Below are 23,624 nucleotides of genomic sequence, written 5' to 3'. Positions count from 1 at the left end.
ACATGGGACGCCACGGCAACGGCCCCTGCCCTTGTCTCCCCTCGCCTCCTCGACCGAAGACCGTCAAGGGAGTCCCATGCCCGACACCGGCGCCGACGATCTCCACGTGCCCGTCCTCGTCGTCGGCGGCGGCGCGGCCGGGTTGACCGCCTCGATGCTGCTCAGCCGCATGGGCGTCGGGTCGCTGCTGGTCAGCGCCTCCCCCACGACCTCGGACCTGCCCAAGGCCCACGTCCTGAACCAGCGGGCCATGGAGATCATGCGCGATGTCGGGCTCGCCGAGGCGATCTACGCCGCCTCGACACCGGCCCGGCAGATGGCCTACTCCGGCTGGTACGTCGGCCTGGCGGGCGAGGGCGCCGACTACGGGCGCCGGGTCGCCGTCATGGAGGCGTGGGGCGCGGGCGGCCGTTCCCCGGAGTGGGCGGCGGCCAGCGCGGAGCGGCAGGCCAACCTGCCGCAGATGCGTCTGGAGCCCCGGCTGCGGGCGCGCGCGGAGGAGCTGGCGCCGGGCAGGGTCCGTTTCCACCAGGAGCTGACGGCGTTCGCGCAGGACGCGGACGGGGTCACCGCCACCGTCACCGACCTGGGCTCCGGCGCCTCGTACCGGGTCAGGGCGCGGTATCTGCTGGGCTGCGACGGCGGCCGGACGGTCGGGCCCGCGCTCGGGGTCCGCCTGGAGGGGCTGCGCGACGTCACGCGCATGGTCTCGTTCCACCTCTCCGCCGACCTGTCGCGGTGGGCGCGGGACCCGGAGGTGCTGATCCGCTGGCTCGGACTGCCCGACCTCGGCGCGGGCGGCGTGCTGGTGCCGATGGGACCAGACCGGTGGGGTCCCGAGTCGGAGGAGTGGGCGTTCCACCTCCACTACGGCCTGGAGGACGTCCGTGCCCTGGACGACGAGGCCGTGCTCGCCGACCTGCGCACCGCGCTCGGGCTCGGCGCCGCCGATCTGTCGGTCCACCGCATATCGCGCTGGGCGGTGGAGGGCGTCACCGCGGACCGGTTCCGCGTCGGCCGCGTCTTCCTGGCGGGCGACGCCGCGCACCGCCAGCCGCCGACCGGCGGCCTCGGCCTGACGTCGGCGATGCACGACGTGCAGAACCTCGCCTGGAAGCTCGCCGCCGTGCTCGGCGGCCACGCCGGGGAGGAACTGCTCGACACCTACGAGCCGGAGCGACGGCCGACAGCCGCCGCGAACGTCCGGCGTTCGCTGGAGAACGCCTTCAACCAGCTCGCGATCTCCGCCCTGCTCGGCGCGCGGCCGGGCGACCCGCCCGAGGAGAACTGGCGCCGCGTCCGCCGGCTGTGGAGCGACGACCCGGCCGACGCCGAGTTCCGGCGCGCGTTCCGGCGGACCGTCGCCGCGCAGTCCATGGAATTCGACGGGCTGGGCGTCGAGTTCGGCTACACCTACAACGCGAGCGGCGCCGTCGTCCCCGACGGCACGCCCCCGCCGGAGAACCCGGACCCGATCCGCCTCTACCAGCCCGCCGCCCGCCCCGGCCATCCGCTGCCGCACGCGTGGCTGGAGAACCCGGAGACTCCGGAGAACCTGGAGGACGGAGACGGTCGGCGGCTGCCCCTGGCCCAACTCGTCCGGCCCGGCCGTTTCCTGCTCGTCGCCGGGGAGGACGGGCACGCGTGGTGCGAGGCGGCGGCGAAGATCGCCGCGCGGGCGGACCTGCCGCTGGACGCCGTACGGATCGGCCATCTGGACGGGGACTACCGCGACGTCCGCTCCACCTGGACCCGCTGGCGCGGCCACTCCCCGGCCGGGGCGGTGCTGGTGCGCCCGGACCGTTTCGTGGCCTGGCGCTCCCCCGGCGGCACGGACACCCCCGGCGCGACACTGGCACGCGCCCTGGAAACGCTCCTCCACCGGACCCCGGACCACCCGGGCCGATGACCGCGGCAACGCCCTCGGCCGCGCCGGGCGGGTCCTAGAACTGCCAGGTCACGGTGCTGTCCGCCGTCGCGAGGAAGGCCAGGAGGATCAGGTCGGTGGCGCCCAGGGCCATGCCGGCGATGGCGCGTGGGCGTCGGCTCGTGTGGGCGAACAGGGCGCGGGCGCCCAGGATCAGGGCGATCGGGCCCAGCACGATGTTGAACACGAGCAGGCCCACGAGGCCGGTGACGAACGACCAGAGGGCCATCACGTCGGCCGTGCGGGCGGCGCTCCGCCGCGGGCGGGTCTCCGTGTGCGTCACCACCACATCCCCCTCCGCCGCTCGCGGTAGGCGAGAACGGCGAGCCAGCAGGCGATGACTCCTCCCGCCACGAGGGAGACGGCGGGCGGCACATGCGCCGCCGTGCCGGTGAAGAGCCCCAGCAGGGCGAACGCCGCGATGAGGGCGATCATGAGTCGGACCTCCTACTCCCAGTAGGCTACTCCGAGTAGGATACCGCAAGTAGCCTACTGGCGGTAAGTTCACCTCCGTGTCAAGGCAGCGCATGACCCGCGCCGAGCGGGAGCAGCAGATCCTCACCGTCGCCGAGGGCCTGTTCTCCGAGCGTGGGTTCCTCAAGGCGACGATGGACGAACTGGCCGAACGCGTCGGCGTGTCCAAGCCGGTGATCTACGACTACTTCGGCTCCAAACAGGGCCTTCTCGTGGCGATCCTCACCCGCGCCCGCACCGACCTGCACCAGATGTCGGTGGCCGCCGTGAAGGAGACGGACGACGCCCGCGAGGGCCTGCGCGGCGCGCTGGTGGCGTTCTTCCGTTTCATCGAGGACCACCGCCAGGCGTGGTCCGTCCTCAACCGCGAGGCGTCCCTGCTCGCCGGCGGCGCGGGCGAGGAGCTGGAGTCGCTCCGCAACCAGCAGGCGGACTTCATCGCCGGCTTCCTCTCCGGCCACGGCCTGACCCGCGACGCGCGGGCGGCCGACATGTACGCCCAGATCGTCGTCGGCGCGGGCGAGCGCCTCGCGCTGTGGCTGGAGGACAAGCCGGGCGTCACCGCCGAGGAGGCGGCCGACATGATGATGACGGCCCTGTGGACCGGCCTGGGCGACCCGGCCGCCTGAGTTTGCCTCAGAGGCAAGAAATTTGCCCGGAAGGAAACCCTCTGGCTCAATCGGAGCCATGCGCAGCCCCATGCCGATGGCGACGACCATGCCGTAGGTGACGAGCCCGAGCATCGGGTTGGGGAAGCCGAACACCTCGGCCTGGTCGCTCTCCATGATGCTGCCGCAGGAGACGACGGGGTTGAGGCTGCAGGCCGGGCTGAAGTCCGGGTCCTCCAGCAGGTGGAACTTGTCCAGGACGATGACCCACGAGGCCACCACCCCGGCCAGGCCCGTGATGACCAGCATCAGCGCGAACGCCCGCCCCGCGCCGGTGCCCGGCCGCCCGTCCCCGCCGCGCACCGGTCCCTCGGTGCGCTCCACGTCCATCGCCGATGTCACCATCTCGCNCCACACCGTCCGCCCGACCCGGCGCCGCCCCCCTGCCGTTGCCTTTCCCGCTCGGCCCCCCACGGATCCCCTCGCGACCCCCTCCGTCGGCGCCGACGCTGGAGGGCGCCGCCGGACGGGCCGGGCTGTCACCGGCGCACCTGTCGCGGCTGGAGACGGGACAGCGCCAGCCCTCGCTGCCGATGCTGCTCGGCCTCGCCCGGATCTACGGTACGACCGTCTCCGAACTGCTCGGCGAGACGGCCCCCGGACGCGACCCGGTCGTCCGGGCGGGGAGCGCGGTCGCGCGCGAGGCCGGCGGCTGGACGTACTGGCAGGCCGGCGGGCCGAACCGGGGCATGCAGGCCCTGCGCGTCCACGTCCCGCACGGCGGCGACGGCCGGCCCGACCCGGTCCGCGTCCACCCCGGCGAGGAGTGGCTGTACGTCCTGCGCGGCCGGCTGCGGCTGTTCCTCGGCGAGACCGAGCACCTGTTGCACGAGGGGGACAGCGCGCACTTCGACTCGCTCACCCCCCACCGCATCGGCGCCGCCACCCCCGGCGGGACCGAACTGCTCTTCGTCCACACCCTGCTGCGGAGCGCCACCGCCGACCTGTGCCTCGGCGACCGGCCCACCCGGCACTGAACCCCCGGGAGACCGACATGCCCCCGTCCCAGCGCGAACGCATCCCGCGCGGCCTGTGGATCCGCATCCTCGTCTACGGCCTGCTGGGCCACCTCTTCGCGGCGTTCCTGATCTTCCTCTTCGAGATGGGCGGCGGCGCCTGACGGGGTGGTGGGCGCTCCTGCAAGCGTTCGCTTGCAATAGTTAGCGGAGTGCGGCACCCTGGGGCGCATGGCTTCACTCGGCGTCGGGAACCTCGGGGAGTTCCTCCGGGAGCAGCGTCGGCAGGCGCGCTTGTCGTTGCGGCAGCTCGCGGAGGCGGCCGGGGTGTCGAATCCGTATCTCAGCCAGATCGAGCGCGGGCTGCGCAAGCCCAGCGCGGAGATCCTCCAGCAGATCGCCAAGGGTCTGCGGATCTCCGCCGAGACGCTCTACGTGCAGGCCGGGATTCTCGACGAGCGCTCGCAGGAGAGTGCGGGCGACCGGGCGACCGGGGCCGGGGTGCGGGAGGCGGTGCTCGCCGATCCGCACCTCACCGAGGAGCAGAAGCAGGCACTGCTCCAGATCTACAGCTCATTCCGCGACCAGAACAGCCCACCGGGAGGGGACTGACCATGGCCTTCACCGAGGACCTCCGCAAGACACTGACCAACGCGACCCCGCTCTACGTCGCCGCCGGCACCGTCGACCTGGCGGCCGAGAAGCTCCGCGAGCTGCCCGCGACCATCGACCGGCTGCGGGCCGAGGCGCCCGAGCGGCTGCCGAAGCTGCGCGAGCAGGCGCAGAACGTGGCGCTCCAGGGCGTCGGCATGGCCCTGGAGTACGCGGTGAAGGCCCGCGAGGCGTACGACGGGCTCGCCGAGCGCGGCAAGACCATCGTCGAGCGGCGGCGCGGCGACGACGGGGACGCGGCCGGGGCGGCGGAGACCGAGGTCACCGTCGAGCGGGTGCCGTTCACCGAGCCGGAGGCCAAGCCGTTCACCGAGCCCGTCACCGAGCCGGTGGCCGAGCCCGTCACCGAGCCGTTCACGGAGCCGGTCGCCGAGCCGGTCGCGGAAGCCGCCGAGTCCGCCGCCGCGTCGGAGGCCAAGCCGCGCGCCCGCAAGACCACGGGCGCCCGCAAGACCGCGCCGAAGAAGACCGCGCCGTAGGACGTGACGCCCGCCGCCCCGGGGGCCCGGGCATTACGCGCCCGGGCCCCCGGCCGGTAGCGTGGAAGGAGACGGCCGGCGAATCGACATGGTGGTGGAGAGCATGCTGCTGCAAGGCTTCAGCTCCGTTGTGAGCTTCATCTTTCTCGGGCTGCTCCTCCTCAGCCTCTACGCCCTCGTGCACGCGGCTCTCCAGCGCGAGGACGCCTTCCGCGCCGTCGACAAGCAGACGAAGCCGTTCTGGCTGCTCATCCTGGGCATCACGGTGGTCGTCCAGCTCCTGATCCCGTGGCTGCTGCTGGTGCTCGCCGGCACGATCGCCACGATCGTCTACCTGGTGGACGTCCGTCCGGCCGTCCGGTCGGTCTCGGGCGGGGGCCGGGGCGGCGGCGGCTGGAGCAGCAGTGACGGACCGTACGGGCCGTACAACGGCAACAGGTAACGAGCGGGTGTTCCCTCGCGCAGAGGGTTAGCCGTGGCCGGTTTCTGCGCTTAGCATCAACGGGGACACCCGCTGATGAACGCCAGAGGAACTGCCAGTGCGCTTTCGCCTGACGCCACAGGAGACAAGCTTCTACGAACTGTTCGCCACGGCAGCCGACAACGTTCTCAGTGGCTCGAAACTGTTGATGGAGCTCCTCGGGGCCGACCCCGCTACGCGCGTCGAGATCGCCGACCGGATGCGCGCCGCGGAGCACGCCGGGGACGACGCGACGCACGCGATCTTCCACCAGCTCAACTCCACCTTCGTCACCCCCTTCGACCGCGAGGACATCTACCGTCTCGCCTCACGCCTCGACGACATCATGGACGCGATGGAGGAGGCGGTCGATCTCGTCGTGCTGTACGAGATCGACGAGCTGCCCAAGGGTGTCGAGCAGCAGATCGAAGTGCTGGCGCGGGCCGCCGAGTTGACCGCCGAGGCCATGCCGCACCTGCGGACGATGCGCAATCTCGACGAGTACTGGATCGAGGTCAACCGCCTGGAGAACCAGGCGGACCAGATCCACCGCAAGCTCCTGGCGCACCTGTTCAGCGGCAGTTACGAGGCCATCGAGGTCATGAAGCTCAAACAGATCGTGGACGTGCTGGAAGAGGCCGCCGACGCGTTCGAGTCGGTGGCCAACACGGTCGAGACCATCGTGGTCAAGGAGTCCTGAGACCCACAGTGGAAACGTTTTCACTGCTCGTCGTGCTCGGCGCCGCGTTCCTCTTCACCTACACCAACGGCTTCCACGACTCCGCCAACGCCATCGCGACGTCCATCTCCACCCGCGCCCTGACGCCGCGCATCGCGCTGGCCATGGCCGCGTTCATGAACCTGGCCGGGGCCTTCCTCGGCAGCGGCGTCGCCAAGACCGTCAGCGAGGGGCTGATCGAGACCCCCACCGGCAACGAGGGCATGACCATCCTCTTCGCCGCGCTGGTCGGCGCGATCGCGTGGAACCTCGTCGCCTGGTACCTCGGGCTGCCCTCGTCCTCCTCGCACGCGCTCTTCGGCGGTCTGGTCGGCGCCGCCCTCGCCGGCAGCTCCACCGTCCACTGGGACGGGGTCCTGACGAAGATCGTGCTGCCGATGGTGCTCTCCCCGCTCCTCGGCCTGGCCGCCGGCTATCTGCTGATGGTGGCGCTGCTGTGGACGTTCCGCCGGGCCGACCCGCACCACGCCCAGCGCCGCTTCCGCATGGCGCAGACCGTGTCCGCGGCGGGCATGGCCCTGGGGCACGGCCTCCAGGACGCCCAGAAGACGATGGGCGTGGTCGTGATGGCCCTGGTCATCGCCGACGTCCAGGACGACGCGAGCACGATCCCGCTCTGGGTCAAGGTCTCCTGCGCGCTGATGCTCTCGCTGGGCACCTACGCGGGCGGCTGGCGCATCATGCGGACGCTGGGCCGCCGCATCATCGAGCTGGACCCGCCGCGCGGCTTCGCCGCCGAGACGTCGGCGGCGTCCGTGCTCTACGTGGCCTCGTACATCTTCCACGCGCCCGTCTCGACCACCCATGTGATCACCGCCGCGATCATGGGCTCGGGCGCCACCCGCAGCGTGCGCGCGGTGCGCTGGGGCGTGGCGAAGAACATCGTGACGGGCTGGGTGATCACCATGCCGGCCGCCGCGGCCGTGGCGGCCCTGGGCTACGGGGCGGTCCGCCTCGCCTTCGGCTGAGAACTCATACCCTTTTCAACTTCTCCACCCTTCTCACAGCCACCTCATCCGCGGTTCAGACGTCTTCTGTCATGGGGTCGCACACGAGTGCGGCGTTCAACTGAAGGATGAGGGGGAGAAGTTGAGGCGCATACCGAAGAGTTCACGGAGAGGGGCGACGGCCGTCGCGTGCGCGGCCGTGGTCGCGGCGCTGACCGCCGGATTCGTCGCACCGTCCGCCGCGGAGGAACCCGCGGCACCGGGCGGGTCCGGTGCGGCGGCCGAGGGGAGCCGGCTCGTCACGCTCATCACGGGCGACCAGGTGCTGGTGGGCCCGGACGGCGACGTCTCGGGCATCGTCCGGGCCGAGGGGCGCGAGTCGGTCGCGCTGGGGACCATGACGATCGACGGCGCCACCCACGTCTTCCCGCAGGACGTGATGCCGCTGATCGCGGCCGGCACGCTGGACCAGCGGCTGTTCAACGTCACGGAGCTGAGCCGTGACGAGTACGCATCCCGGGACGGGCTGCCGCTCATCGTCACCTACGCCGAGGACCGCGCCGCGCGGGCGGACGACGCCCGGGCCGAGCTGTACGGCGCGGCCGGTGACGAGGACACCACGCCGCTGGAGGCCATCAACGGCGAGGCCCTGACCGTCCAGGGCGACGAGATCACCGCCGTCTGGGAGGCGCTCACCGGCGCGGGCCCCGACGAGCGGACCCTGGCCGCCACGCCGGGCATCGCCACCATCGCGCTGGACGGCATCGCCGCCATGGCGCTGGACGAGAGCGTCGCGCAGATCGGGGCGCCCGAGGCGTGGGAGGCCGGTTACGACGGCGAGGGCACCACCATCGCGGTTCTCGACACCGGCATCGACGCGTCCCACCCGGATCTCGCGGGCGGCAAGGTCGTCGCCGAGCGGAACTTCTCGGGGTCCGCCGACGCCGGGGACCGCAACGGCCACGGCACCCATGTGGCCTCGACGGCGGCCGGTACCGGAGCCCATTCCGACGGGCGGTACACCGGTGTCGCGCCCGGCGCGGACCTCCTCAACGGCAAGGTCCTCGACGACGAGGGGTGGGGCTGGGAGTCGGGCATCATCGAGGGCATGCAGTGGGCCGTCGACCAGGGCGCCGACATCGTCAGCATGAGCCTGGGCGGCACCGCCGGACCCGAGATCGACCCGATGGAGGAGGCCGTCGACGCGCTGTCGGCCGAGTCCGACGCGCTGTTCGTCGTCGCGGCCGGGAACGAGGGCCCCGAGCCCGGCACGATCGGCACCCCCGGCACCGCCGACGCCGCCCTGACCCTGGGCGCCGTCGACAAGTCCGACGGCCTCGCCGGCTTCTCGTCCACCGGCCCCCGGACCCGCGACGGCGCGGTCAAGCCGGATGTGACCGCCCCCGGCGTGGACATCGCGGCGGCGGGCGCGGAGGGCGCCGCGATCTGGGACTACGGCACGCCCGCCGCCGAGGACGGCTACGTGTCGATCTCGGGCACCTCGATGGCGACCCCGCACGCGGCCGGTGCCGCGGCGCTGCTGGCCCAGGCGCACCCGGACTGGACGGGCGAGGAGATCAAGTCCGCGCTGACCGGCTCCGCCGTCACCGGCCAGGGCTACGGCGCGTACCAGCAGGGCGCGGGCCGGATCGACGTGCCCGCCGCCCTCGCGCGGACCGTGATCGCGGAGCAGCCCTCCCTCAGCTTCGGCACCGTGCCGTGGCCGCACGAGGACGCCGACCCCGTCACCAGGGAACTGACCTACCGCAACCTGGGCGACACGGACGTCACCCTCCGGCTCGACACCCGCGCCCTGGACCCGCGCGGCGAGGCGGCCCCCGAGGGCACGTTCACCCTGGGCGCCGACGAGCTGACCGTCCCGGCGGGTGGCACGGCCACCGTCGAGGTCACGGCCGACACCGGCTTCGGCGGCGAGGTCTACGGCGCGTACAGCCTGTACGTGACCGCCACCGGCGACAACGGCCAGACCGTCACCACGGCGGGCGCGGTCCAGCGCGAGGAGCCGACGGCGGAGCTGACCATCGACGTCACCGGGCGCTCCGGCGCTCCGGCCACCGACTGGTGGGCGACGGTGGTCGATCCGGTGACTTTCGACGTGCACCGGATCTCCGGTGAGGAGGGCGCCGGTTCCGGCTCGATCCGCCTGCCGCAGGGCGTGTACCAGGTGGACGTCAACGTCTTCCACACCCCCGAGGGCGCGGAGGAATCGACGGGCCATGACTGGCTGGTGGCACCGAACGTGACGCTCACCGAGGACACCGTCATCGACGCCGACGCCCGCGAGGCGGAGCCCGTCGAGATGACCATGGCCGACACTCGCGCCGAGCGCACCGATCTGACGGTCGGGTACCGGATCGTCAGCGACGACGCGCACTACGCCTTCTCGTGGGGCCCGGGCGACCTGCCCGACGGGTTCCACACCGCCCAGATCGGCGGCGACGACGGTCCGTACGCCGTCTCCGGCTACGCCGGGGCCACCTTCGAGCGCGACAACCGCGAGTACTACGTCGTCGACGAGCGGACGGACTCGTTCTACACGGGTCTGACCGACCACACCGGACTCGCCGAGTTCGCCCGGATCACCACGCGCGAGGGGGCGTCCCTCCCCGGCCGGCAGGGCTACCTGTTCACCCGGTCCTCCGTCTTCGGGTCGGTGCAAGGCTCGCAGTACGCCCTGCCGCGCACCGTCGAGGTGTACGTGGAGGCCGACACCGGGGAGTGGCAGCAGGAGTTCCTCCAGACGGACGACGAGTTCGGGGAAACGGCCGGCGCCGCGACCGGGTACGAGACGTACCGGCCCGGGGCCCGGTACGAGACGACGTTCAACACCGGTGTCTTCGCGCCGGTCGTCGACGCCGAGCACGGCCTGTTCCGCACCGGCGACACCCTCCACGGCCGGCTGGCGCCCTTCAGCGACGGCGACGGCAACATCGGTCGCGGCCTGTACGACAGCGCCTCCACCACCCTCTACCGCGACGGTGAGGTGTACGCCACGGTGGACGACTTCATCGACTACGCGGAGTTCGAGGTGCCGTCCGACGAGGCCGACTACGAGCTGGTGACCACGGTCACCCGCGACCCGGCGCAGCCGTACGCGGCGGCCGGCGTCTCCACGGAGTTCTCGGCGTCGTACAGCTTCACCTCCGCCGGGACCGGCGAGGAGGAGACGGTCGCGCTGCCGGCGACCGCCGTCCGCTTCACCCCGAAGCTGGCGCTGGACAGCACCTCGCCGGCCGGCCGGACCGTCGACATCCCGGTCACCGTCCAGGGCTCGGCCGCCGGCCGGAACCTGGACTCGCTGACCGTGTCGGTGTCCTTCGACGGCGGCGACACCTGGACCGAGGCCCGGGTCAAGCACGGCAAGATCCGGGTCACCAACCCGGCCGCGGGCGGCACGGTCTCCCTGTGCGCCGAGGTCACGGACAAGCGGGGCAACACCGTGACCCAGACCATCGTCGACGCCTACCGCACCGCCTGACGCCGGTCGGGCCCGGCAGTGACGACGTCTCGGGCCGCTTTCTGTGCCGCAGGGCTCAGCCGAAGCGGCCCGAGATGTAGTCCTCGGTCGCCTGCACCGACGGGTTGGAGAAGATCCGGTCCGTCGAATCCACCTCGATCAGCTTGCCCGGCTGGCCGATCGCCGCCAGGTTGAAGAAGGCGGTGCGGTCCGATACCCGGGCCGCCTGCTGCATGTTGTGGGTGACGATGACGATCGTGTACTGCGACTTCAGCTTGTCGATCAGGTCCTCGATGGCGAGGGTCGAGATCGGGTCCAGCGCGGAGCACGGCTCGTCCATCAGCAGCACCTCCGGCTCCACCGCGGTGGCGCGGGCGATGCACAGCCGCTGCTGCTGGCCGCCGGAGAGCCCCGAACCGGGCTTGCCCAGGCGGTCCTTCACCTCGTTCCACAGGTTCGCGGCGCGCAGGTTCTTCTCCACGATGTCGTCCAGCTCGGACTTGCGGTAGGAGACGCCGTTGAGCTTCAGCCCGGCCGCCACGTTGTCGTAGATCGACATGGTCGGGAACGGGTTGGGCCGCTGGAAGACCATCCCGACCGTGCGGCGCACGGAGACGGGATCGACGCCGGGGCCGTAGAGGTCCTCGTCGTCCAGCATCACCTTGCCCTCGACGCGTCCGCCGGGCGTGACCTCGTGCATGCGGTTGAGCGTGCGCAGGAAGGTCGACTTGCCGCAGCCGGACGGGCCGATGAACGCGGTCACGGAGCGGGGCTCCACGTGCAGCGTGATGTCCTCGATCGCCTTGTGCGTGCCGTAGTACGCGGTCAGTCCGCTGACCTCGATGCGCTTGGCCATGGTGGAGGCTTCTCTTTCTCTGTCTCGTCGCTCTCGTGACCCGCGTCAGCGGCCGGTCTTGGGGGCCTTCCAGCGGGCGATGCCGCGGGCGACCAGGTTGAGGATCATGACGAACGCGATGAGCACGAGGGCGGCGGCCCAGGCGCGGTCGTACGCCTGCTCGGTCCCGTACCCCCACTGCTCGTACACGAACAGCGGCAGCGAGGACTGCGCTCCTTCGAACACATTGCCATTGATCATCTGATTACCGAAGACGAGCAGCAGGATCGGGGCGGTCTCGCCCGCGATCCGGGCCAGGGCGAGCATCACCCCGGTGGTGATGCCGCCGATCGAGGTGGGCAGCACCACCTTGAGGATCGTCCGCCACTTCGGCACGCCCAGGGCGAGCGACGACTCGCGCAGCTCGTTGGGGACGAGCTTGAGCATCTCCTCGGTGGACCGCACGACGATCGGCATCATCAGGATCGCCAGCGCCATGGCCCCGGCGAAGCCCGAGTACCCGAAGTCGAGCATCATGATCCACAGGCTGAGGATGAACAGGCCGGCCACGATCGACGGGACGCCGGTCATCACGTCCACGAAGAAGGTGATGGTCTTCGCCAGCTTCCCGCGCCCGTACTCGACCAGGTAGACGGCGGTGAGCAGGCCGATCGGGATGGCGATGACGGAGGCGATGAGCACCTGCTGCACGGTGCCCAGCAGCGCGTGGTAGATCCCGCCGCCGTTCTGCCAGCTCAGCACGCCGTTCATGGAGTGGGTCAGGAAGTACCAGTCCACGCCGGGCACGCCCCGGGCGACCGTCTCCCAGACCAGGGAGGCCAGCGGCAGCACGGCGATGACGAAGCAGGCCCAGACGAGGATGGCGGCCAGCCGGTCCTTGGCGTACCGGCGGCCCTCTATCGCGGCGGACAGGCCGTAGGTGGCGGCGACGAAGACCAGCGCCGCGATCAGGCCCCACTGGACGCGGCTGTCCAGCCGGCCGACGAGCCCCACGGTGGCACCGGCGGCGAGCGAGCCGACGACGAGCGCGGCGGTGGCCCAGCGAGGCAGCTTCGGCGGGCGGAGGGTGGTCCGGCCCGGGTCGATGGGGGTGCGGCGGACGGTCATGTTGGGGTAGGTCATGCGTTGGCCCCCGAGTACTCCCGGCGGCGGGCGATGATCAGCCGCGCCGCGCCGTTGACCAGCAGGGTGAGGACGAACAGGACGAGGCCGGAGGCGATCAGCGCGTCACGGCCGGTGCCGCCGGCCTCCTTGAACTGGCTGGCGATGTTCTGCGCGAAGGTGCCGCCGCCGGACTCCAGCAGGCTGGGGTCGATCAGGAAGCTCGGGGAGAGCACGGTGGCCACGGCCATCGTCTCGCCCAGGGCCCGGCCGAGGCCCAGCATCGAGGCGCTGATCACCCCGGAGCGGCCGAACGGCAGGACCGTCATGCGGATGACCTCCCAGCGGGTGGCGCCGAGCGCGAGGGCGGCCTCCTGGTTGGCCTTCGGGGTCTGGAGGAACACCTCGCGGGTGACGCTGGTGATGATGGGCAGGACCATGATCGCCAGCAGGATGCCGACGGTCATCAGGGAACGGGCGGGCGTGCCGTCGTAGGCGAGGACCTTGGTCCAGCCGAAGAACTGGTCGAGCCAGAGGAACAGGCCCGTCATGTGCGGCACCAGGTAGAGCGCGCCCCACAGGCCGTAGATGATGCTCGGCACGGCGGCCAGCAGGTCCACGACGTAGCCGATGGTGGTGGCCAGGCGGCGCGGCGCGAAGTGGGAGATGAACAGGGCGATCCCGACCGCGACCGGCACGGCGAGCGCCATGGCGATGACCGAGCTGACGACGGTGCCGAAGAGCAGGACGGCGATGCCGAAGACGGGCGGGTCGGCGTTGGCGTCCCACTGGAAGGTGGTGAGGAAGTTCCCCTCGTCCTCGCGGATCGCGACGACGGCGCGGATGGCGAGGAACAGGGCGATCGCGGCCATGATCACCAGGAGCGCGATCCCGGACCCCTTGGACAGCGTGCTGAACACCCGGTCGCCGAGGCGCGTCGTGGTGTTCTTGTTCGTGGCGGGCATACCGGTTCCCGGTCTCAGGCCATCGCGTCGATGCGCTGGCGCACCTGCTGGATGATGTCGTCGGAGATCGGCGCGTAGTCGATCTCGGCCAGGGCTCGCTGTCCTTCCTCGCCGGCGGCGTACGTCAGGAAGGCCCGGGTGAGGTCGCGCGTGGCGGGGGCGTTCCCCCGGTCGCAGACCACCTCGTACGTCACCAGGACGATCGGGTAGACGCTCTCCTCGCGGGAGGCGTAGTCGAGTTCCAGGGCGAGGTCGCCGTCGGTGCCGACTTGCTCGGCCTGGGCGATGGCGTTGGAGGCGTTCTCGACGGTGGCCTCGACGGGCTCGCCGGCGCCGGTGTCGACGCGGACGGTGTCGATGTCGTTCTGGTGGGCGTAGGACAGCTCGAAGTAGGAGATGGCGCCCGCGTTCTGCTGGACCATGCCGACCAGCCCGGAGGAGCCGCTGGCGGACTGGCCGCCGGCGCCCTGCCACGCCTTGTCCGGTGTGTGCGGCCAGGCGTCGGGGGCCGCCGCGTGGAGGTAGGCGGTGAAGTTCTCGGTGGTGCCCGAGCCGTCGGAGCGGTGGAACGGGGTGATCGGTGTGTCCGGCAGGTCGGTGCCGGGGTTCAGCTCGGCGATGGCCGGGTCGTTCCACCGGCGGATCTTGGAGTCGAAGATGCGCGCCAGGGTGGTGGCGTCGAGCGTGAGGTCGTCCACACCGGGGAGGTTGTACGCGACGGCGACGGGCCCGGCGACCATCGGGAGGTGGATGGCGCGGCCACCGTCGCGGCAGACGGAGCGCGACTGGTCCACCTCGCCCTCGGACAGCAGCGAGTCGGTGCCGGCGAAGGCGGTGGTGCCCTGGAGGAACTCCTGCACGCCGGCCCCGGAGCCGGTGGCCTTGTAGTTGATCTGGCTGCCGTCACAATTGGCCTGGTAGGTGTTCACCCAGACCTCCATCGCGTTGGACTGGGCGCTCGATCCCGAGGCGAGCAGCGTGCCGCCGGGGGCGCAGTCGAGGTTCTCGACCGAGAAGTCCACGGCTCCCGGAAGGCCGGAGTTGTCGTCCGTTCCACAGGCAGTGAGGGCGACCAGAGCGGCGGAGACCAGCACCGCGCCGAGGCGTAGCGTCACTGTCGCGCATCCTTCCCGTAGCCCTATCACCCGAAAGTAGGCAGATCAGGTGAAGTGACCCACGGTTGTAGGTGAATAAAAAATGAACAGAGCAGGCAGACGGGACCGCCCGGGGCTGCACGATACTGCCTGCCCCGCCGTCCATTCGTTACGCTATACCCAGCAGGGGTATATGAGTCCCAGGAGGACCGATATGACCACGTTCGACACGGTCGCGGCGGCGGGAGAGACACCGGCGGCCGGAAGTCCGCCCGGCCCTCACGGCTACAGCAAGGAGAAGGACTCCCACCTCAAGCGGCTCCGCCGCATCGAGGGGCAGATCCGCGGGCTCCAGCGCATGGTCGAGGAGGACGTCTACTGCATCGACATCCTGACGCAGGTCTCCGCCTCCACCAAGGCCCTCCAGTCCTTCGCCCTCCAGTTGCTGGAGGAGCACCTGCGGCACTGCGTGGCGCACGCCGCGCGGGAGGGCGGCCCGGGCATCGACGAGAAGGTCCAGGAGGCCACGGCGGCCATCGCCCGCATGCTGAGAACGTGAGGCCCCGGCCCGGGCGGCGGCGCTCAGGCCACGGCCCCGGCGTACACGTCCCCGGCCGCCGGCAGCGCGACCGCCACCGGCGTCCCGAAGTCGAACAGCGTCACCGTCGAGGCGACGTCCACCCCCGAGGCGTCGCCCGCGTAACTGAACTGGTGCCTGACCTTCCGCGGCAGCCCCCGCTCGTCGAGGAAGACGTCGAACGGCACCTCGGTCTCCGTGAACCCCTCCACCGCGGCGGTGAGCTGCTCCCTGGCCTGCTCCGAGGACGCGGCCCGCGCCGCCGCCGCGATGTCGGTGACCCCCCGGAAGTGCCGCAGCGTCTCGCCATGGACCGTGGCCTCCCCGAGGTCCGCGACGGTCAGCACCCCGCGCAGCAGCTCGGCCGCGGTGATCGGATCGGTGGCGCCGCCCGTCACCAGATTCCCGTCGGGCAGTGAGGTGACGTCGACGCGCACCCACTTGTCGGACGGGACGCCCGCGCCCCGGTTCTTCATGTAGAGCAGGCCCGGCACGAAGATCTCGGTGACCGGCTCGCCCTCCGGCAGCGTCACGCGCAGCTCGCCGACGCGTTCCCCGTAGTCGAAGCCGCCCTCGCCGTGCAGGGTCACCCGGGTCCCGCCGGAGGCCATCTCCATCGCCGTGTGCGCCTGCGAGGTGCCGGAGGCGGCCAGCAGGTCGGCGGCCCGGCGGACGACCTCGGCGGCGCGGGCGCCCCGGCCCGCCGCGGCCCGCTCGTCCTCGGCGGCGGCTCCGGTGCCCGAGCAGCCGGCCAGGGCCAGCAGGGCGGCGACCAGTCCGGCGCAGCCCGCGCCGCGCGGGGCGGCCGGGCTCCCTCGCGTGCGACGCCGCCACACCGACATGGGCCGCGACACCCCCAGACAACCGTCGTTCCGGACTTGTCCCCCCTAACGACTTCCCCCGGCGGCCGTTACGGTGGTGGCGTGCATGAGCAGGGTGAAGCCGAGCCGCCTCCGCCCGCCACCACCATGGCGGAGCACCATGTCACTCTCACCGAACGCGGGCCGTTCATCGCGCCCCGATGCATCTGCGGCTGGTACGGGCCGGCCCGCCGTTCCCGGCCGCTGGCGCGGCATGAGGCGGCGGCGCACATGGCCGAGTCCTCAGCGGTGTAGCGGCGGTCCCCGGCCGCCCGGCCGGGCCCGGCTTCAGGCGGCGAGGCCGCGTTCGGGCGCCGTCTGTCCGTGCCGCGCCGCGGGGCGCGCGGGTGTCTCGGGGCGGGCGATCCAGCCCAGGCCCCGGGTCCTGGCGCACAGCGCGACGAGCGGCGTCAGCGCCGCCATGGCGAGCGGCGCGAGCAGCAGGGCGACGGCGGCGCCGAGGGCGAAGCCGCCGATGACGTCGGTCGGGTAGTGGACGCCGAGCATGACGCGGGCGCAGCCCTGGACCAGGGCCAGCGCGAAGACGGCGGCGCCCAGGGCGCGGTGCACGAGGAAGAGCGCCACCGCGACGGCCATCGCGGCCCCCGCGTGGTCGCTGACGAACGAGTACCCGTCGTCGCCGGCCAGCGGACGCAGGTCGGGGTGGGTGTCGGCCGGCCGGGGGCGGGCCACGAAGCCGCGCAGGGGCGCGTTGACGAGGCAGGCGATCCCGGCGGCGAGCCCCGCCCACAGCACACCGGCCACCGCCACCGGGGCGTCCGGCCGGCGGCGCAGGAGGGCCCAGCCGGCGAGCACGACCAGCACCAGCACGGCGGGGATGCCGCGCTGCCCGGCGAAGACCAGGAAGCTCTCGGCCCAGCCGGGGAGCCGCTCGGCGAGACCGTTGAGGTCGTACAGGACGTCGAGTTCGACGTCCGGATTGTCGAGTTGATCGAGAAGACCAGCCATGTGCCGTCGCGGGCCCTTCAGGCGTGGGGCCCCTGCCGGGGTCAGGCAGGGAGGAGGAGACCCTGTTCCGGTACAGGTAACGTCAGGTACTTCCCCGTGTGCGCCTGTGTCCATCGAAAGGCGGCGTGCCTGTTATCGAACAGCAACGCCGCGCGCAGGGAAACGCGAAAGCGTTGACGAAACCTTTACGCACCGCACATAGGGCGCGCGGCGCCCGTCCGTCACGCGGTGGGCCGGGTCGCCCCGAAGTAGTCCGGCGAGTCGATCGGGTCGAACCGGATGACGGCGCCGGTGTAGGGGGCGTTGATCATGTACCCGCCGCCGACGTAGATGCCCACGTGGTGGATGCTGCGCGGATCGGCGAGGTCGTAGGCGAAGAAGACCAGATCCCCGGGCAGCAGCTCGTCCCGGTCGGGGTGCGGTCCGGCGGTCCACTGGTCGTTGGCGACGCGCGGGATCGTGATGCCGACGGAGTCGTAGGCCGCCTTGGTCAGCCCCGAGCAGTCGAACCGCCCGCCCTCCTCGGGCGTGCCGTCACCGCCCCACAGGTACGGCGTGCCGAGCTGGTCCTGCGCGAAGTGCACGGCCCCGGCGGCCTGTTCCAGCGGCGGCAGCGGCTGGTCGGCGGGCGCGGCGGCGAAGCTGACCTCCGCCTCGCGGATGACGCGGACGTAGTTCTGCGTCTCGGTGTAGGGCGGGACGCCGTTGTACTGGATCACCGCGTAGGGGCCGGCGTTGTAGGCCGCGAGCATGTTGTCGACCGGGTCGCCCGGGACGTCCTTGACGTATTCGGCCAGCGAGCAGTCGTAGACGGCGGCGGAGGGTATGGCGTCGGCCGGGTCCCAGACGTCCGCCACGCCGTCGCCGCTGGCGTCGATGCCGTGGGCCGCCCATGTGCTGGGGATGAACTGGGCTATGCCCTGGGCACTGGCCGAGCTGGTCTGGTCCGTCTGGAACCCGCTCTCCTGGTTGAGCTGCGCGGCCAGCAGCGCCGGGGACAGCGTGTCGCAGTAGTTGCCCCACTCCTGCACCAGCAGTACGTACTCCTCCGGCACGGTGTTGGCCGCGAGCTGCCCGTCGCCGCGCCCCGCGCCGCCGAGCAGGCTGACGCCCGCGCTGTAGACGCCGACGACCAGCAGTGCCATGAAACACGCCAGGCCGCCGATGCCGAGACCGGCGACCAGAAGGACCTTCTTCACTCGCTCACGCTCCCCCTGGCACGGTGAACCCGTCGCATCCGATGGCCGCCGCCTCGTCCGGCCCGTAGACGTGGTAGAAGATCACGGTCCAGTCGCCCGGGACGTCCTGGAACGGGACGGCGCCCGGGAAGTCGTCCGGGTACGTGACGTACCGCCACTCCACGGGGTCCTCCTCGAACAAGTCGTAGCTCCGGCTGGTGTGGACGACGTCCCGGCCCGAGGAGCCCGTCTCCCCGGGCGCCTCGGGACCGCGCAGCGCCGCCGCGATGTAGTACGGCCCCTCCACCTGTCCCACGTCCGTCTTCAACCGCCAGCCGATCTCCGCCGTCTCGCCCGTGACCGCTTCCCACGACATGCTCGTCTGGAACTGGTCGACCCCCTCCTCCGGAGCCTGGAGGCAGTATCCCGCGTCCGCGTCCCACCTATTCGTCGTGCTGAAGTCCGCGTTCAGCCGGGGAGGTTCGGTCGGCGCGCTCGGGTCGTCCGCCGCGTCGTCCGCCGGGGGCGCCGGATCGACGCCGAGCAGGTCCGTCGCCTCCGAGCCCTCCCCGGACCCGGCCGTGTCACCGGCGGCGCCGTCGTCCGGGCGCAGGACCACGGTGGCCGTCGTCGCGACCGCCGCCACGACCAGCGCCCCGGCCAGGGCACGGCCCAGGACCCGGCGGCGCGGGGGCGGCAGGGGCGCCGTGCCCTGCTCCGGCGGGACCGGGCCCGCGGCCGTGGCCGCCGCGAGGTCCGGCGGGGCGGGGTCGGCCAGGCCGGTCGGCGCCCGGTACGCCGCGACCTGCGGCAGCGCGCTGGTGACGCCGCAGCGCGCGACCACCTCCCGGGGCGGCGGCCGGCGCGCGGGATCGCGGGCCACGCAGTCGCGGATCAGCGCCGCCAGGCCCGGATGCACGCCGTCCACGTCGATCTCGCCGTGCACCACGCGGTAGCTGACGACGGCCCACTCGCCGCCGCCGTACGGCTGGCGGCCCGTGGCCGCCGCCGCCAGGGTCGCGCCCAGCGCGAACACGTCGGCCGCCGGGCCCGCCGCCGTACCCGTCAGCGCCTCCGGCGCGGTGTAGCCGGGGGTGCCGGGCGTCTGGCCGGTCCTGGTGAGTCGCGTGTCGTCGGCCGCGCGGGCTATGCCGAAGTCGATCAGCCGGGGGCCGGACGGCGCCAGGATCACGTTGTTCGGCTTCACGTCGCGGTGCACGACGCCCTGTTCGTGGATCACGGCCAGCGCCTCCGCCAGCGCGGCGAGGAGCCCGGTGCACAGTTCGGGCGGCAGTGGGCCGTTCCGCGTGGCCTGCGGCAGCGTCGGGCCCGGCACGAACTCGGTGGCCAGCCAGTACGGCGGCGCGTCCAGCCCGGCGCCGACCAGATCCGCCTTGTAAGGGCTGCGCACCGCCCGCACGGTGGCCACCTCGCGGCGGAACCGGGCCAGCACGTCGGGGTCTTCGGCGATGTCCTCCCGGATCACCTTGACCGCCACGAGCGTTCCGCCCGGCGACCGCCCCAGGTACACCCGTCCCATGCCTCCGGCGCCGAGCCGGGCCAACAGCGTGAACTCCCCGATGAGCGCGGGGTCCTGGCTACGCAACGGCTCCACGCGCCCTACTCTGCCGCATCGTCGCCGGATTGTCGGAGTGCGCCCTCCCTCTCCCTTCGGTATCGTGGGCCCCCATCGCAGCCCTGAGTGAAGGGACGACTCCATGGCGTCACCATCCGAGGTCGACACCGACGCGTTGCGCCGCCTCGCCCGCCACGCCGACACGCTCCACGCCCAACTGGACGCCGTACTCCCCCGGTTGCGTGCCGACGAAGGCGACGGCGGCGCGGGGCGGCACGGCACCGCCCAGCTCGCGTCGGCGCGCGCGCTGCGGCGGACGCGGGCCACCTGGGAGGAGCGGCTGACCGAGGTGCGGGCCGAATGCGGGCGCCTGCGGGACGGATTCACGTTCGCCGCCTCGGCCTTCGACCCCGCGGAGGACTGCGTCCGGTGATCACCGTTCCCCAACTGCGCGACATGCTGCCCCAGTCGTTCGCCGCCGAGGCAGCCCGCTGGGGCGCGACCGCCCAGTGGGCGGAGGAGGCGTGGCAGCTCGTGGAGGACCGGATGCTCACCGCCGAACCGCCCCCGGACGGCGGGACGGCCGGCTCCGCCCAGGACAGACTGCGGCTGCTCGCCGACAACTTCCGCTACACCCGCGCCCGGTGCGGCATGATCGAGTCGGCCCTCACCGGCCTCGCCGGGGAACTGGCCGACGCGCGGGCGAGCCTGCGCACGGCGCTGGACGAGGCGGTGGCGCTCGGCTACGAGGTCGCGGACGACGGCCGCCTCAGCCACCCGGCCCCGGCCGCCGCCGTCGCCTCCTCCGGCATCGGGCACCGCGCGACGGCGACGCGCCTGGCGGAACGTATCGCCGCCGCGCTGCGCCGCGCGGAGGAGTCCGACGCCCGGTACGCCCGTACGCTCACCGGGCTGGCGTCCGTTCCCGGCGCCCCCGGCTCCCCCGTCCTCCCGGACGGCCGGTCGGCGCGCGCCAACCGCGCCTGGTGGAACGGGCTTTCCGCGCCCGAACGCGACGCCCTGCCGCTCGTCCGCCCGGCCGGGGCCGGCGCCCTCGACGGCCTCCCGGCGGCGGCGCGGGACACGGCCAACCGCCTGCTGCTGGAGGCCGCCGAGGCGGAGCACGAGGCGGGCGGCGGCCCCTGGTCCGCCGGGATCGCGGCCCTGCGGGCGCGGTGGGCCGGGACCGGCGCGGAGGGGCTGCCCGACGCGTTCCTGCTGGCGTTCGGGACGGACGGGCCCGGCCGGGCGGTCGTGGCCCAGGGCGACCCGGACACGGCGGCCCACACGGCGATCCTCGTGCCGGGCCCGGGAAGCGATCCGGCCCGGCTGGACGAGGAGTTGGCGCGCGGGGCCGACCTCTGGCGGGAGGCGGCCCGGGTGGCGCCGGACGCCGGGGTCTGCGTGATCACCTGGCTCGCGGACGAGGCGCCGGGCGAGGCATTCGTCGACGGCCTGCGCGTGGCCCGCGAGGGCGCGGGCGATGTCACGGTCATCGGCCACGGGGGCGCCGCCCCCGGCCCGTTGCGGGACCAGGCCCGGCTGATGACCGGCCGGACCGGCGAGATCGACGGCGCGGCGCTCACCGTTCCCGGCGTGCCGGGAACGGCGGCGACCGCGCTGTCCGTCGACGAGGCACGCGCGCGGGCCCGCGCGCACTCCAGCGCCGTTCTGGACCTGTTGGCGGTCCGCGCCCGGGTGAGCGGTGGCGGCCCCGGCGTCACCCGCTGCCCGTCCGACCCCGGCGCGGAGCGGCTGTTCGCGGTGCGCCACCCGTGGTCCGTCTCGGGCGTCCCCCGCGAGGAACTGCGGCGGGCCATGGCGCGGCTGCGGCGCGGACTGCCCTCGCGGGGCTGGCGGATCACGGCCGATGGCGTGCGGGACAACCGGAACCGGTCCCCGCGCCTGACGTTCACGACCACGCGGGACAACGCCGGGAACGGAGCGGGCGGATGCGTCCTGGACGTGACCCTCGAAGGCGGGCCGGACGACGAACCGCTGCTCGCCGTGACGCTGCTCGCCGGCCCCTTCCGCTCCCCCCAAGGCCGAAGCCCGCGCGGTCAGTTCTGAGGCCCCGCGCGCACCACCCACACCATCGACCCCACCCGCCCGGAAACCTCCGCGCATGCGTTCACACCCTGTCAGGGTGGCGTGGCACAATCCGATGGGGACCGGTTACGAAGCCAGTGAGGCGGTGAGTTCGGTGGATGAGGAAGAGAACGACATCAACAACATCATCGGTGGCATTGCCCCTGACTGGGGGCCATTTGCCGCCGTAGGGGACCAGGCACGGACGATGATCCAGGTCATCATGGCTACGGCCATCCTGATTTGCCTCGGCCTCGCCATCTGGGGGGCCGCCAAGCAGCGGATCGGGTCGACCGCGATGCGGGACTCGTTCAGCGCCGAGCAGGGCAAGGGCCTGATCGTGGCGGGCCTGACGGGCGTGTTCATCATCGGCTCGCTCGGCACGCTGTTCACCATCATCTACGGCATGTCCATCTAGGGAAGACGGCTGCGCATGCGGGGACGGGGCGTCGCGCGTCGCGTGGCGGCGACAGTGGCGCTGGCCGCCCTCGCCGCCGGCTGCGCGGTCGGGCCCGCCGCCCACCGCGCGGACCAGGAGGCGTCCGAGGCGCCCGTTCCGCCGGCCGGCGGGCCGACGGAGGACCCGGGGCCCGGGCTCGGCCCGGAGCCCGACGGAACGGACGAGCCGACCGACGACCCGGAGCCACCCGCGCCCGGCTCGGATCCGGCTCCCGCCGAGGGCACGGCCGACATCGCCGAAACCGTGGCTGAGGGCCTGCCCGGCGGCCTCTGCTGCGTCGCCGAGCTGCCCGACGGCGATCTCCTCGTCGGCTCCCGGACCACGGGCACCGTCTCCCTGGTCAGCCGGGAGGACGGGACGACGACGGAACTTGGCGCTGTGCAGGGCGAGTTGCTCGCTCTCGCGATCCAGCCCGCTTCCGCCGACGCCACCCTCGTCAACGTGGTCGTCTATATCGCGCAGTCCCCGAGCAGCCGGGTCGGCGTGCACCGTTACTACCCCGACCGTGCGCCGGGTCAGCAGTGGGGCGACACGGCCGCCTGGCTGTTCCGGAACCTGCCGCTCGCCGACGCGCACAACGGCGGCGCGCTCGCGTTCGGCCCGGACGGCATGCTGTACGTCGGGACCGGCGACGCCGGGCAGCCCCAACTCGCCACGGACGGCGAGTCGCTGGCCGGCAAGGTGCTGCGGATGGAGCCCGACGGCGGCATCCCCGACGACAACCCGGCCGCCGGTTCCTACGTGTACTCGTCGGGCCACACCGACGTGCGCGGCCTCGCCTGGGACGGCGACCGCCTGTGGGCCCTCGACGCCGGAACGGTCCAGTCCGTGGTGCCCGGCGGCGAGCCCGTCACCGTCTGGGAGCCGGACGGCGGGACCCCGGCCGGGATCGCCGCGTCGGCCGGCTCGCTGTGGGTGCCGTCCGGCGCGGACGGCCTGTGGCGGCTCCCGCTCGACGGCACGTCCCTCGTCGCGCCCCCGCAGCCGCTGCTCGCGGACGACCTGGCCGGAACGGACGCGATCGCCCCGGCCGCCGACGACGGCACCCTGTGGACGCTCACCTCCGGCGGCCTCCTCCGCCTCGACGTGACCTGATCCCT

General features: G+C 72.7%; 26 protein-coding genes and 1 pseudogene. 16 read left to right on the top strand and 11 right to left on the bottom strand.

What is annotated here, in order from left to right; genetic code table 11:
* Positions 1–76 precede the first annotated feature (76 nt).
* Positions 77–1,909: an FAD-dependent monooxygenase gene (locus BN2279_RS31305; protein WP_059005790.1), complete on the top strand. Its 1,833-nt coding sequence runs from the start codon at positions 77–79 to the stop codon at positions 1,907–1,909.
* Positions 1,910–1,943: 34 nt separating this feature from the next.
* Here BN2279_RS31305 and BN2279_RS01090 read toward each other — a convergent pair whose 3' ends face one another.
* Positions 1,944–2,210 carry a DUF4190 domain-containing protein gene (locus BN2279_RS01090; RefSeq protein WP_159037015.1) on the bottom strand — a complete coding sequence of 89 codons (267 nt, stop codon included), beginning with the start codon at positions 2,208–2,210 and terminating at the stop codon, positions 1,944–1,946.
* The gene (locus BN2279_RS29675) at positions 2,207–2,362 is read right to left on the bottom strand and encodes a hypothetical protein (protein ID WP_199827594.1); all 156 of its coding nucleotides are present in this window, start codon (positions 2,360–2,362) and stop codon (positions 2,207–2,209) included. Before BN2279_RS29675 ends, BN2279_RS01090 begins: the two co-directional genes overlap by 4 nt.
* A 77-nt stretch (positions 2,363–2,439) precedes the next feature.
* Between BN2279_RS29675 and BN2279_RS01085 the strand changes: the two genes are divergently transcribed.
* Positions 2,440–3,030 carry a TetR/AcrR family transcriptional regulator gene (locus tag BN2279_RS01085; RefSeq protein WP_159037014.1) on the top strand — a complete coding sequence of 197 codons (591 nt, stop codon included), beginning with the start codon at positions 2,440–2,442 and terminating at the stop codon, positions 3,028–3,030.
* A gap of 63 nt (positions 3,031–3,093) precedes the next feature.
* Here BN2279_RS01085 and BN2279_RS26940 read toward each other — a convergent pair.
* Positions 3,094–3,414 (bottom strand): annotated as a pseudogene (locus BN2279_RS26940) (vitamin K epoxide reductase family protein); the annotation flags it as partial.
* Here BN2279_RS26940 and BN2279_RS01080 point away from each other — a divergent pair.
* The 8 genes from BN2279_RS01080 to BN2279_RS01050 all read left to right on the top strand — a co-directional run bounded on the left by BN2279_RS01080 (position 3,405) and on the right by BN2279_RS01050 (position 10,821).
* Positions 3,405–4,046, top strand: coding sequence for a helix-turn-helix domain-containing protein (locus tag BN2279_RS01080; RefSeq protein WP_059005787.1), 642 nt, complete (start codon positions 3,405–3,407; stop codon positions 4,044–4,046). The pseudogene BN2279_RS26940 and the gene BN2279_RS01080 overlap by 10 nt on opposite strands.
* A 17-nt stretch (positions 4,047–4,063) precedes the next feature.
* Positions 4,064–4,189 (top strand): DUF6126 family protein, encoded by a 126-nt coding sequence (locus BN2279_RS30080; RefSeq protein ID WP_234347257.1) that lies wholly within the window; start codon positions 4,064–4,066, stop codon positions 4,187–4,189.
* 67 nt (positions 4,190–4,256) lie between these two features.
* On the top strand, positions 4,257–4,637 hold the full coding sequence (locus tag BN2279_RS01075; protein ID WP_059005786.1) for a helix-turn-helix domain-containing protein: 381 nt from the start codon (positions 4,257–4,259) through the stop codon (positions 4,635–4,637).
* A 2-nt stretch (positions 4,638–4,639) separates the two neighbouring features.
* Complete coding sequence (locus tag BN2279_RS01070; RefSeq protein ID WP_059005785.1) at positions 4,640–5,176, top strand: hypothetical protein; 537 nt, start codon at positions 4,640–4,642, stop codon at positions 5,174–5,176.
* Positions 5,177–5,279: 103 nt separating this feature from the next.
* Positions 5,280–5,618 (top strand): DUF2516 family protein, encoded by a 339-nt coding sequence (locus tag BN2279_RS01065; protein ID WP_059005836.1) that lies wholly within the window; start codon positions 5,280–5,282, stop codon positions 5,616–5,618.
* Positions 5,619–5,715: 97 nt separating this feature from the next.
* Positions 5,716–6,336 carry a DUF47 domain-containing protein gene (locus BN2279_RS01060; protein WP_059005784.1) on the top strand — a complete coding sequence of 207 codons (621 nt, stop codon included), beginning with the start codon at positions 5,716–5,718 and terminating at the stop codon, positions 6,334–6,336.
* A gap of 8 nt (positions 6,337–6,344) precedes the next feature.
* Positions 6,345–7,343 (top strand): inorganic phosphate transporter, encoded by a 999-nt coding sequence (locus BN2279_RS01055; protein ID WP_059005783.1) that lies wholly within the window; start codon positions 6,345–6,347, stop codon positions 7,341–7,343.
* Positions 7,344–7,464: 121 nt separating this feature from the next.
* The gene (locus BN2279_RS01050; RefSeq protein WP_234347248.1) at positions 7,465–10,821 is read left to right on the top strand and encodes a S8 family serine peptidase; all 3,357 of its coding nucleotides are present in this window, start codon (positions 7,465–7,467) and stop codon (positions 10,819–10,821) included.
* 55 nt (positions 10,822–10,876) lie between these two features.
* On the opposite strand, the gene pstB is transcribed toward BN2279_RS01050, so the two are convergent.
* Genes pstB through pstS form a run of 4 tightly spaced genes read right to left on the bottom strand, consistent with a single transcriptional unit; the run spans position 10,877 to position 14,837 of the window.
* Positions 10,877–11,656, bottom strand: coding sequence for a phosphate ABC transporter ATP-binding protein PstB (gene pstB / locus BN2279_RS01045; RefSeq protein WP_059005781.1), 780 nt, complete (start codon positions 11,654–11,656; stop codon positions 10,877–10,879).
* A gap of 45 nt (positions 11,657–11,701) precedes the next feature.
* Entirely contained in the window at positions 11,702–12,763 is a 1,062-nt protein-coding gene (gene pstA, locus BN2279_RS01040; protein WP_234347265.1) for a phosphate ABC transporter permease PstA, read from the bottom strand.
* Between the two features lie 11 nt (positions 12,764–12,774).
* Positions 12,775–13,722 carry a phosphate ABC transporter permease subunit PstC gene (gene pstC / locus BN2279_RS01035; RefSeq protein ID WP_059005779.1) on the bottom strand — a complete coding sequence of 316 codons (948 nt, stop codon included), beginning with the start codon at positions 13,720–13,722 and terminating at the stop codon, positions 12,775–12,777.
* 14 nt (positions 13,723–13,736) lie between these two features.
* A complete protein-coding gene (gene pstS / locus BN2279_RS01030) occupies positions 13,737–14,837 on the bottom strand; it encodes a phosphate ABC transporter substrate-binding protein PstS (protein ID WP_234347246.1) in 1,101 nt (366 codons plus the stop codon).
* A 193-nt stretch (positions 14,838–15,030) separates the two neighbouring features.
* On the opposite strand from pstS, the gene BN2279_RS01025 reads away from it, so the two are divergent.
* Complete coding sequence (locus BN2279_RS01025; RefSeq protein WP_059005778.1) at positions 15,031–15,375, top strand: metal-sensitive transcriptional regulator; 345 nt, start codon at positions 15,031–15,033, stop codon at positions 15,373–15,375.
* Positions 15,376–15,398: 23 nt separating this feature from the next.
* On the opposite strand, the gene BN2279_RS01020 is transcribed toward BN2279_RS01025, so the two are convergent.
* Positions 15,399–16,235, bottom strand: coding sequence for an SCO4651 family lipoprotein (locus BN2279_RS01020; protein ID WP_059005777.1), 837 nt, complete (start codon positions 16,233–16,235; stop codon positions 15,399–15,401).
* An 81-nt stretch (positions 16,236–16,316) separates the two neighbouring features.
* Between BN2279_RS01020 and BN2279_RS28995 the strand changes: the two genes are divergently transcribed.
* On the top strand, positions 16,317–16,508 hold the full coding sequence (locus tag BN2279_RS28995) for a hypothetical protein (RefSeq protein ID WP_079031710.1): 192 nt from the start codon (positions 16,317–16,319) through the stop codon (positions 16,506–16,508).
* A 33-nt stretch (positions 16,509–16,541) separates the two neighbouring features.
* On the opposite strand, the gene BN2279_RS01015 is transcribed toward BN2279_RS28995, so the two are convergent.
* The 3 genes from BN2279_RS01015 to BN2279_RS01005 all read right to left on the bottom strand — a co-directional run bounded on the left by BN2279_RS01015 (position 16,542) and on the right by BN2279_RS01005 (position 20,015).
* Complete coding sequence (locus BN2279_RS01015; protein ID WP_059005776.1) at positions 16,542–17,222, bottom strand: phosphatase PAP2 family protein; 681 nt, start codon at positions 17,220–17,222, stop codon at positions 16,542–16,544.
* A 221-nt stretch (positions 17,223–17,443) separates the two neighbouring features.
* A complete protein-coding gene (locus BN2279_RS01010) occupies positions 17,444–18,421 on the bottom strand; it encodes a C40 family peptidase (RefSeq protein WP_059005775.1) in 978 nt (325 codons plus the stop codon).
* 4 nt (positions 18,422–18,425) lie between these two features.
* Entirely contained in the window at positions 18,426–20,015 is a 1,590-nt protein-coding gene (locus BN2279_RS01005) for a serine/threonine-protein kinase (protein ID WP_059005774.1), read from the bottom strand.
* A gap of 103 nt (positions 20,016–20,118) precedes the next feature.
* On the opposite strand from BN2279_RS01005, the gene BN2279_RS01000 reads away from it, so the two are divergent.
* The 4 genes from BN2279_RS01000 (at position 20,119) to BN2279_RS00985 (ending at position 23,619) form a co-directional block, all read left to right on the top strand.
* Complete coding sequence (locus tag BN2279_RS01000; protein WP_059005773.1) at positions 20,119–20,409, top strand: type VII secretion target; 291 nt, start codon at positions 20,119–20,121, stop codon at positions 20,407–20,409.
* A complete protein-coding gene (locus BN2279_RS00995; protein WP_059005772.1) occupies positions 20,406–22,046 on the top strand; it encodes an alpha/beta hydrolase in 1,641 nt (546 codons plus the stop codon). The genes BN2279_RS01000 and BN2279_RS00995 overlap by 4 nt, the downstream gene beginning before the upstream one ends.
* Positions 22,047–22,140: 94 nt before the next feature.
* Positions 22,141–22,482, top strand: a complete 342-nt coding sequence (locus tag BN2279_RS00990) for a hypothetical protein (protein ID WP_059005771.1) — start codon at positions 22,141–22,143, stop codon at positions 22,480–22,482.
* Positions 22,483–22,497: 15 nt separating this feature from the next.
* Positions 22,498–23,619 carry a PQQ-dependent sugar dehydrogenase gene (locus BN2279_RS00985; protein ID WP_104530888.1) on the top strand — a complete coding sequence of 374 codons (1,122 nt, stop codon included), beginning with the start codon at positions 22,498–22,500 and terminating at the stop codon, positions 23,617–23,619.
* The last annotated feature ends 5 nt before the right edge of the window (positions 23,620–23,624 follow it).

This window comes from Streptomyces specialis (assembly GCF_001493375.1).
In the GTDB taxonomy this organism is placed as follows: Bacteria; Actinomycetota; Actinomycetes; order Streptomycetales; family Streptomycetaceae; genus Streptomyces; species Streptomyces specialis.
Note: the sequence above shows the minus strand (reverse complement) of the source record. Positions and strands in the feature narration are given on the sequence as shown.

Excerpts from the sequence above, each read along its gene's own strand:
- BN2279_RS31305 (WP_059005790.1), top strand. The coding sequence starts at position 77 with ATGCCCGACACCGGCGCCGACGATCTCCACGTGCCCGTCCTCGTCGTC.
- BN2279_RS29675 (WP_199827594.1), bottom strand. The coding sequence starts at position 2,362 with ATGATCGCCCTCATCGCGGCGTTCGCCCTGCTGGGGCTCTTCACCGGC.
- BN2279_RS30080 (WP_234347257.1), top strand. The coding sequence starts at position 4,064 with ATGCCCCCGTCCCAGCGCGAACGCATCCCGCGCGGCCTGTGGATCCGC.
- BN2279_RS01075 (WP_059005786.1), top strand. The coding sequence starts at position 4,257 with ATGGCTTCACTCGGCGTCGGGAACCTCGGGGAGTTCCTCCGGGAGCAG.
- BN2279_RS01070 (WP_059005785.1), top strand. The coding sequence starts at position 4,640 with ATGGCCTTCACCGAGGACCTCCGCAAGACACTGACCAACGCGACCCCG.
- BN2279_RS01065 (WP_059005836.1), top strand. The coding sequence starts at position 5,280 with ATGCTGCTGCAAGGCTTCAGCTCCGTTGTGAGCTTCATCTTTCTCGGG.
- pstB (WP_059005781.1), bottom strand. The coding sequence starts at position 11,656 with ATGGCCAAGCGCATCGAGGTCAGCGGACTGACCGCGTACTACGGCACG.
- pstA (WP_234347265.1), bottom strand. The coding sequence starts at position 12,763 with ATGACCGTCCGCCGCACCCCCATCGACCCGGGCCGGACCACCCTCCGC.
- pstC (WP_059005779.1), bottom strand. The coding sequence starts at position 13,722 with ATGCCCGCCACGAACAAGAACACCACGACGCGCCTCGGCGACCGGGTG.
- BN2279_RS01025 (WP_059005778.1), top strand. The coding sequence starts at position 15,031 with ATGACCACGTTCGACACGGTCGCGGCGGCGGGAGAGACACCGGCGGCC.
- BN2279_RS01020 (WP_059005777.1), bottom strand. The coding sequence starts at position 16,235 with ATGTCGGTGTGGCGGCGTCGCACGCGAGGGAGCCCGGCCGCCCCGCGC.
- BN2279_RS01015 (WP_059005776.1), bottom strand. The coding sequence starts at position 17,222 with ATGGCTGGTCTTCTCGATCAACTCGACAATCCGGACGTCGAACTCGAC.
- BN2279_RS01000 (WP_059005773.1), top strand. The coding sequence starts at position 20,119 with ATGGCGTCACCATCCGAGGTCGACACCGACGCGTTGCGCCGCCTCGCC.
- BN2279_RS00990 (WP_059005771.1), top strand. The coding sequence starts at position 22,141 with ATGGGGACCGGTTACGAAGCCAGTGAGGCGGTGAGTTCGGTGGATGAG.
- BN2279_RS00985 (WP_104530888.1), top strand. The coding sequence starts at position 22,498 with ATGCGGGGACGGGGCGTCGCGCGTCGCGTGGCGGCGACAGTGGCGCTG.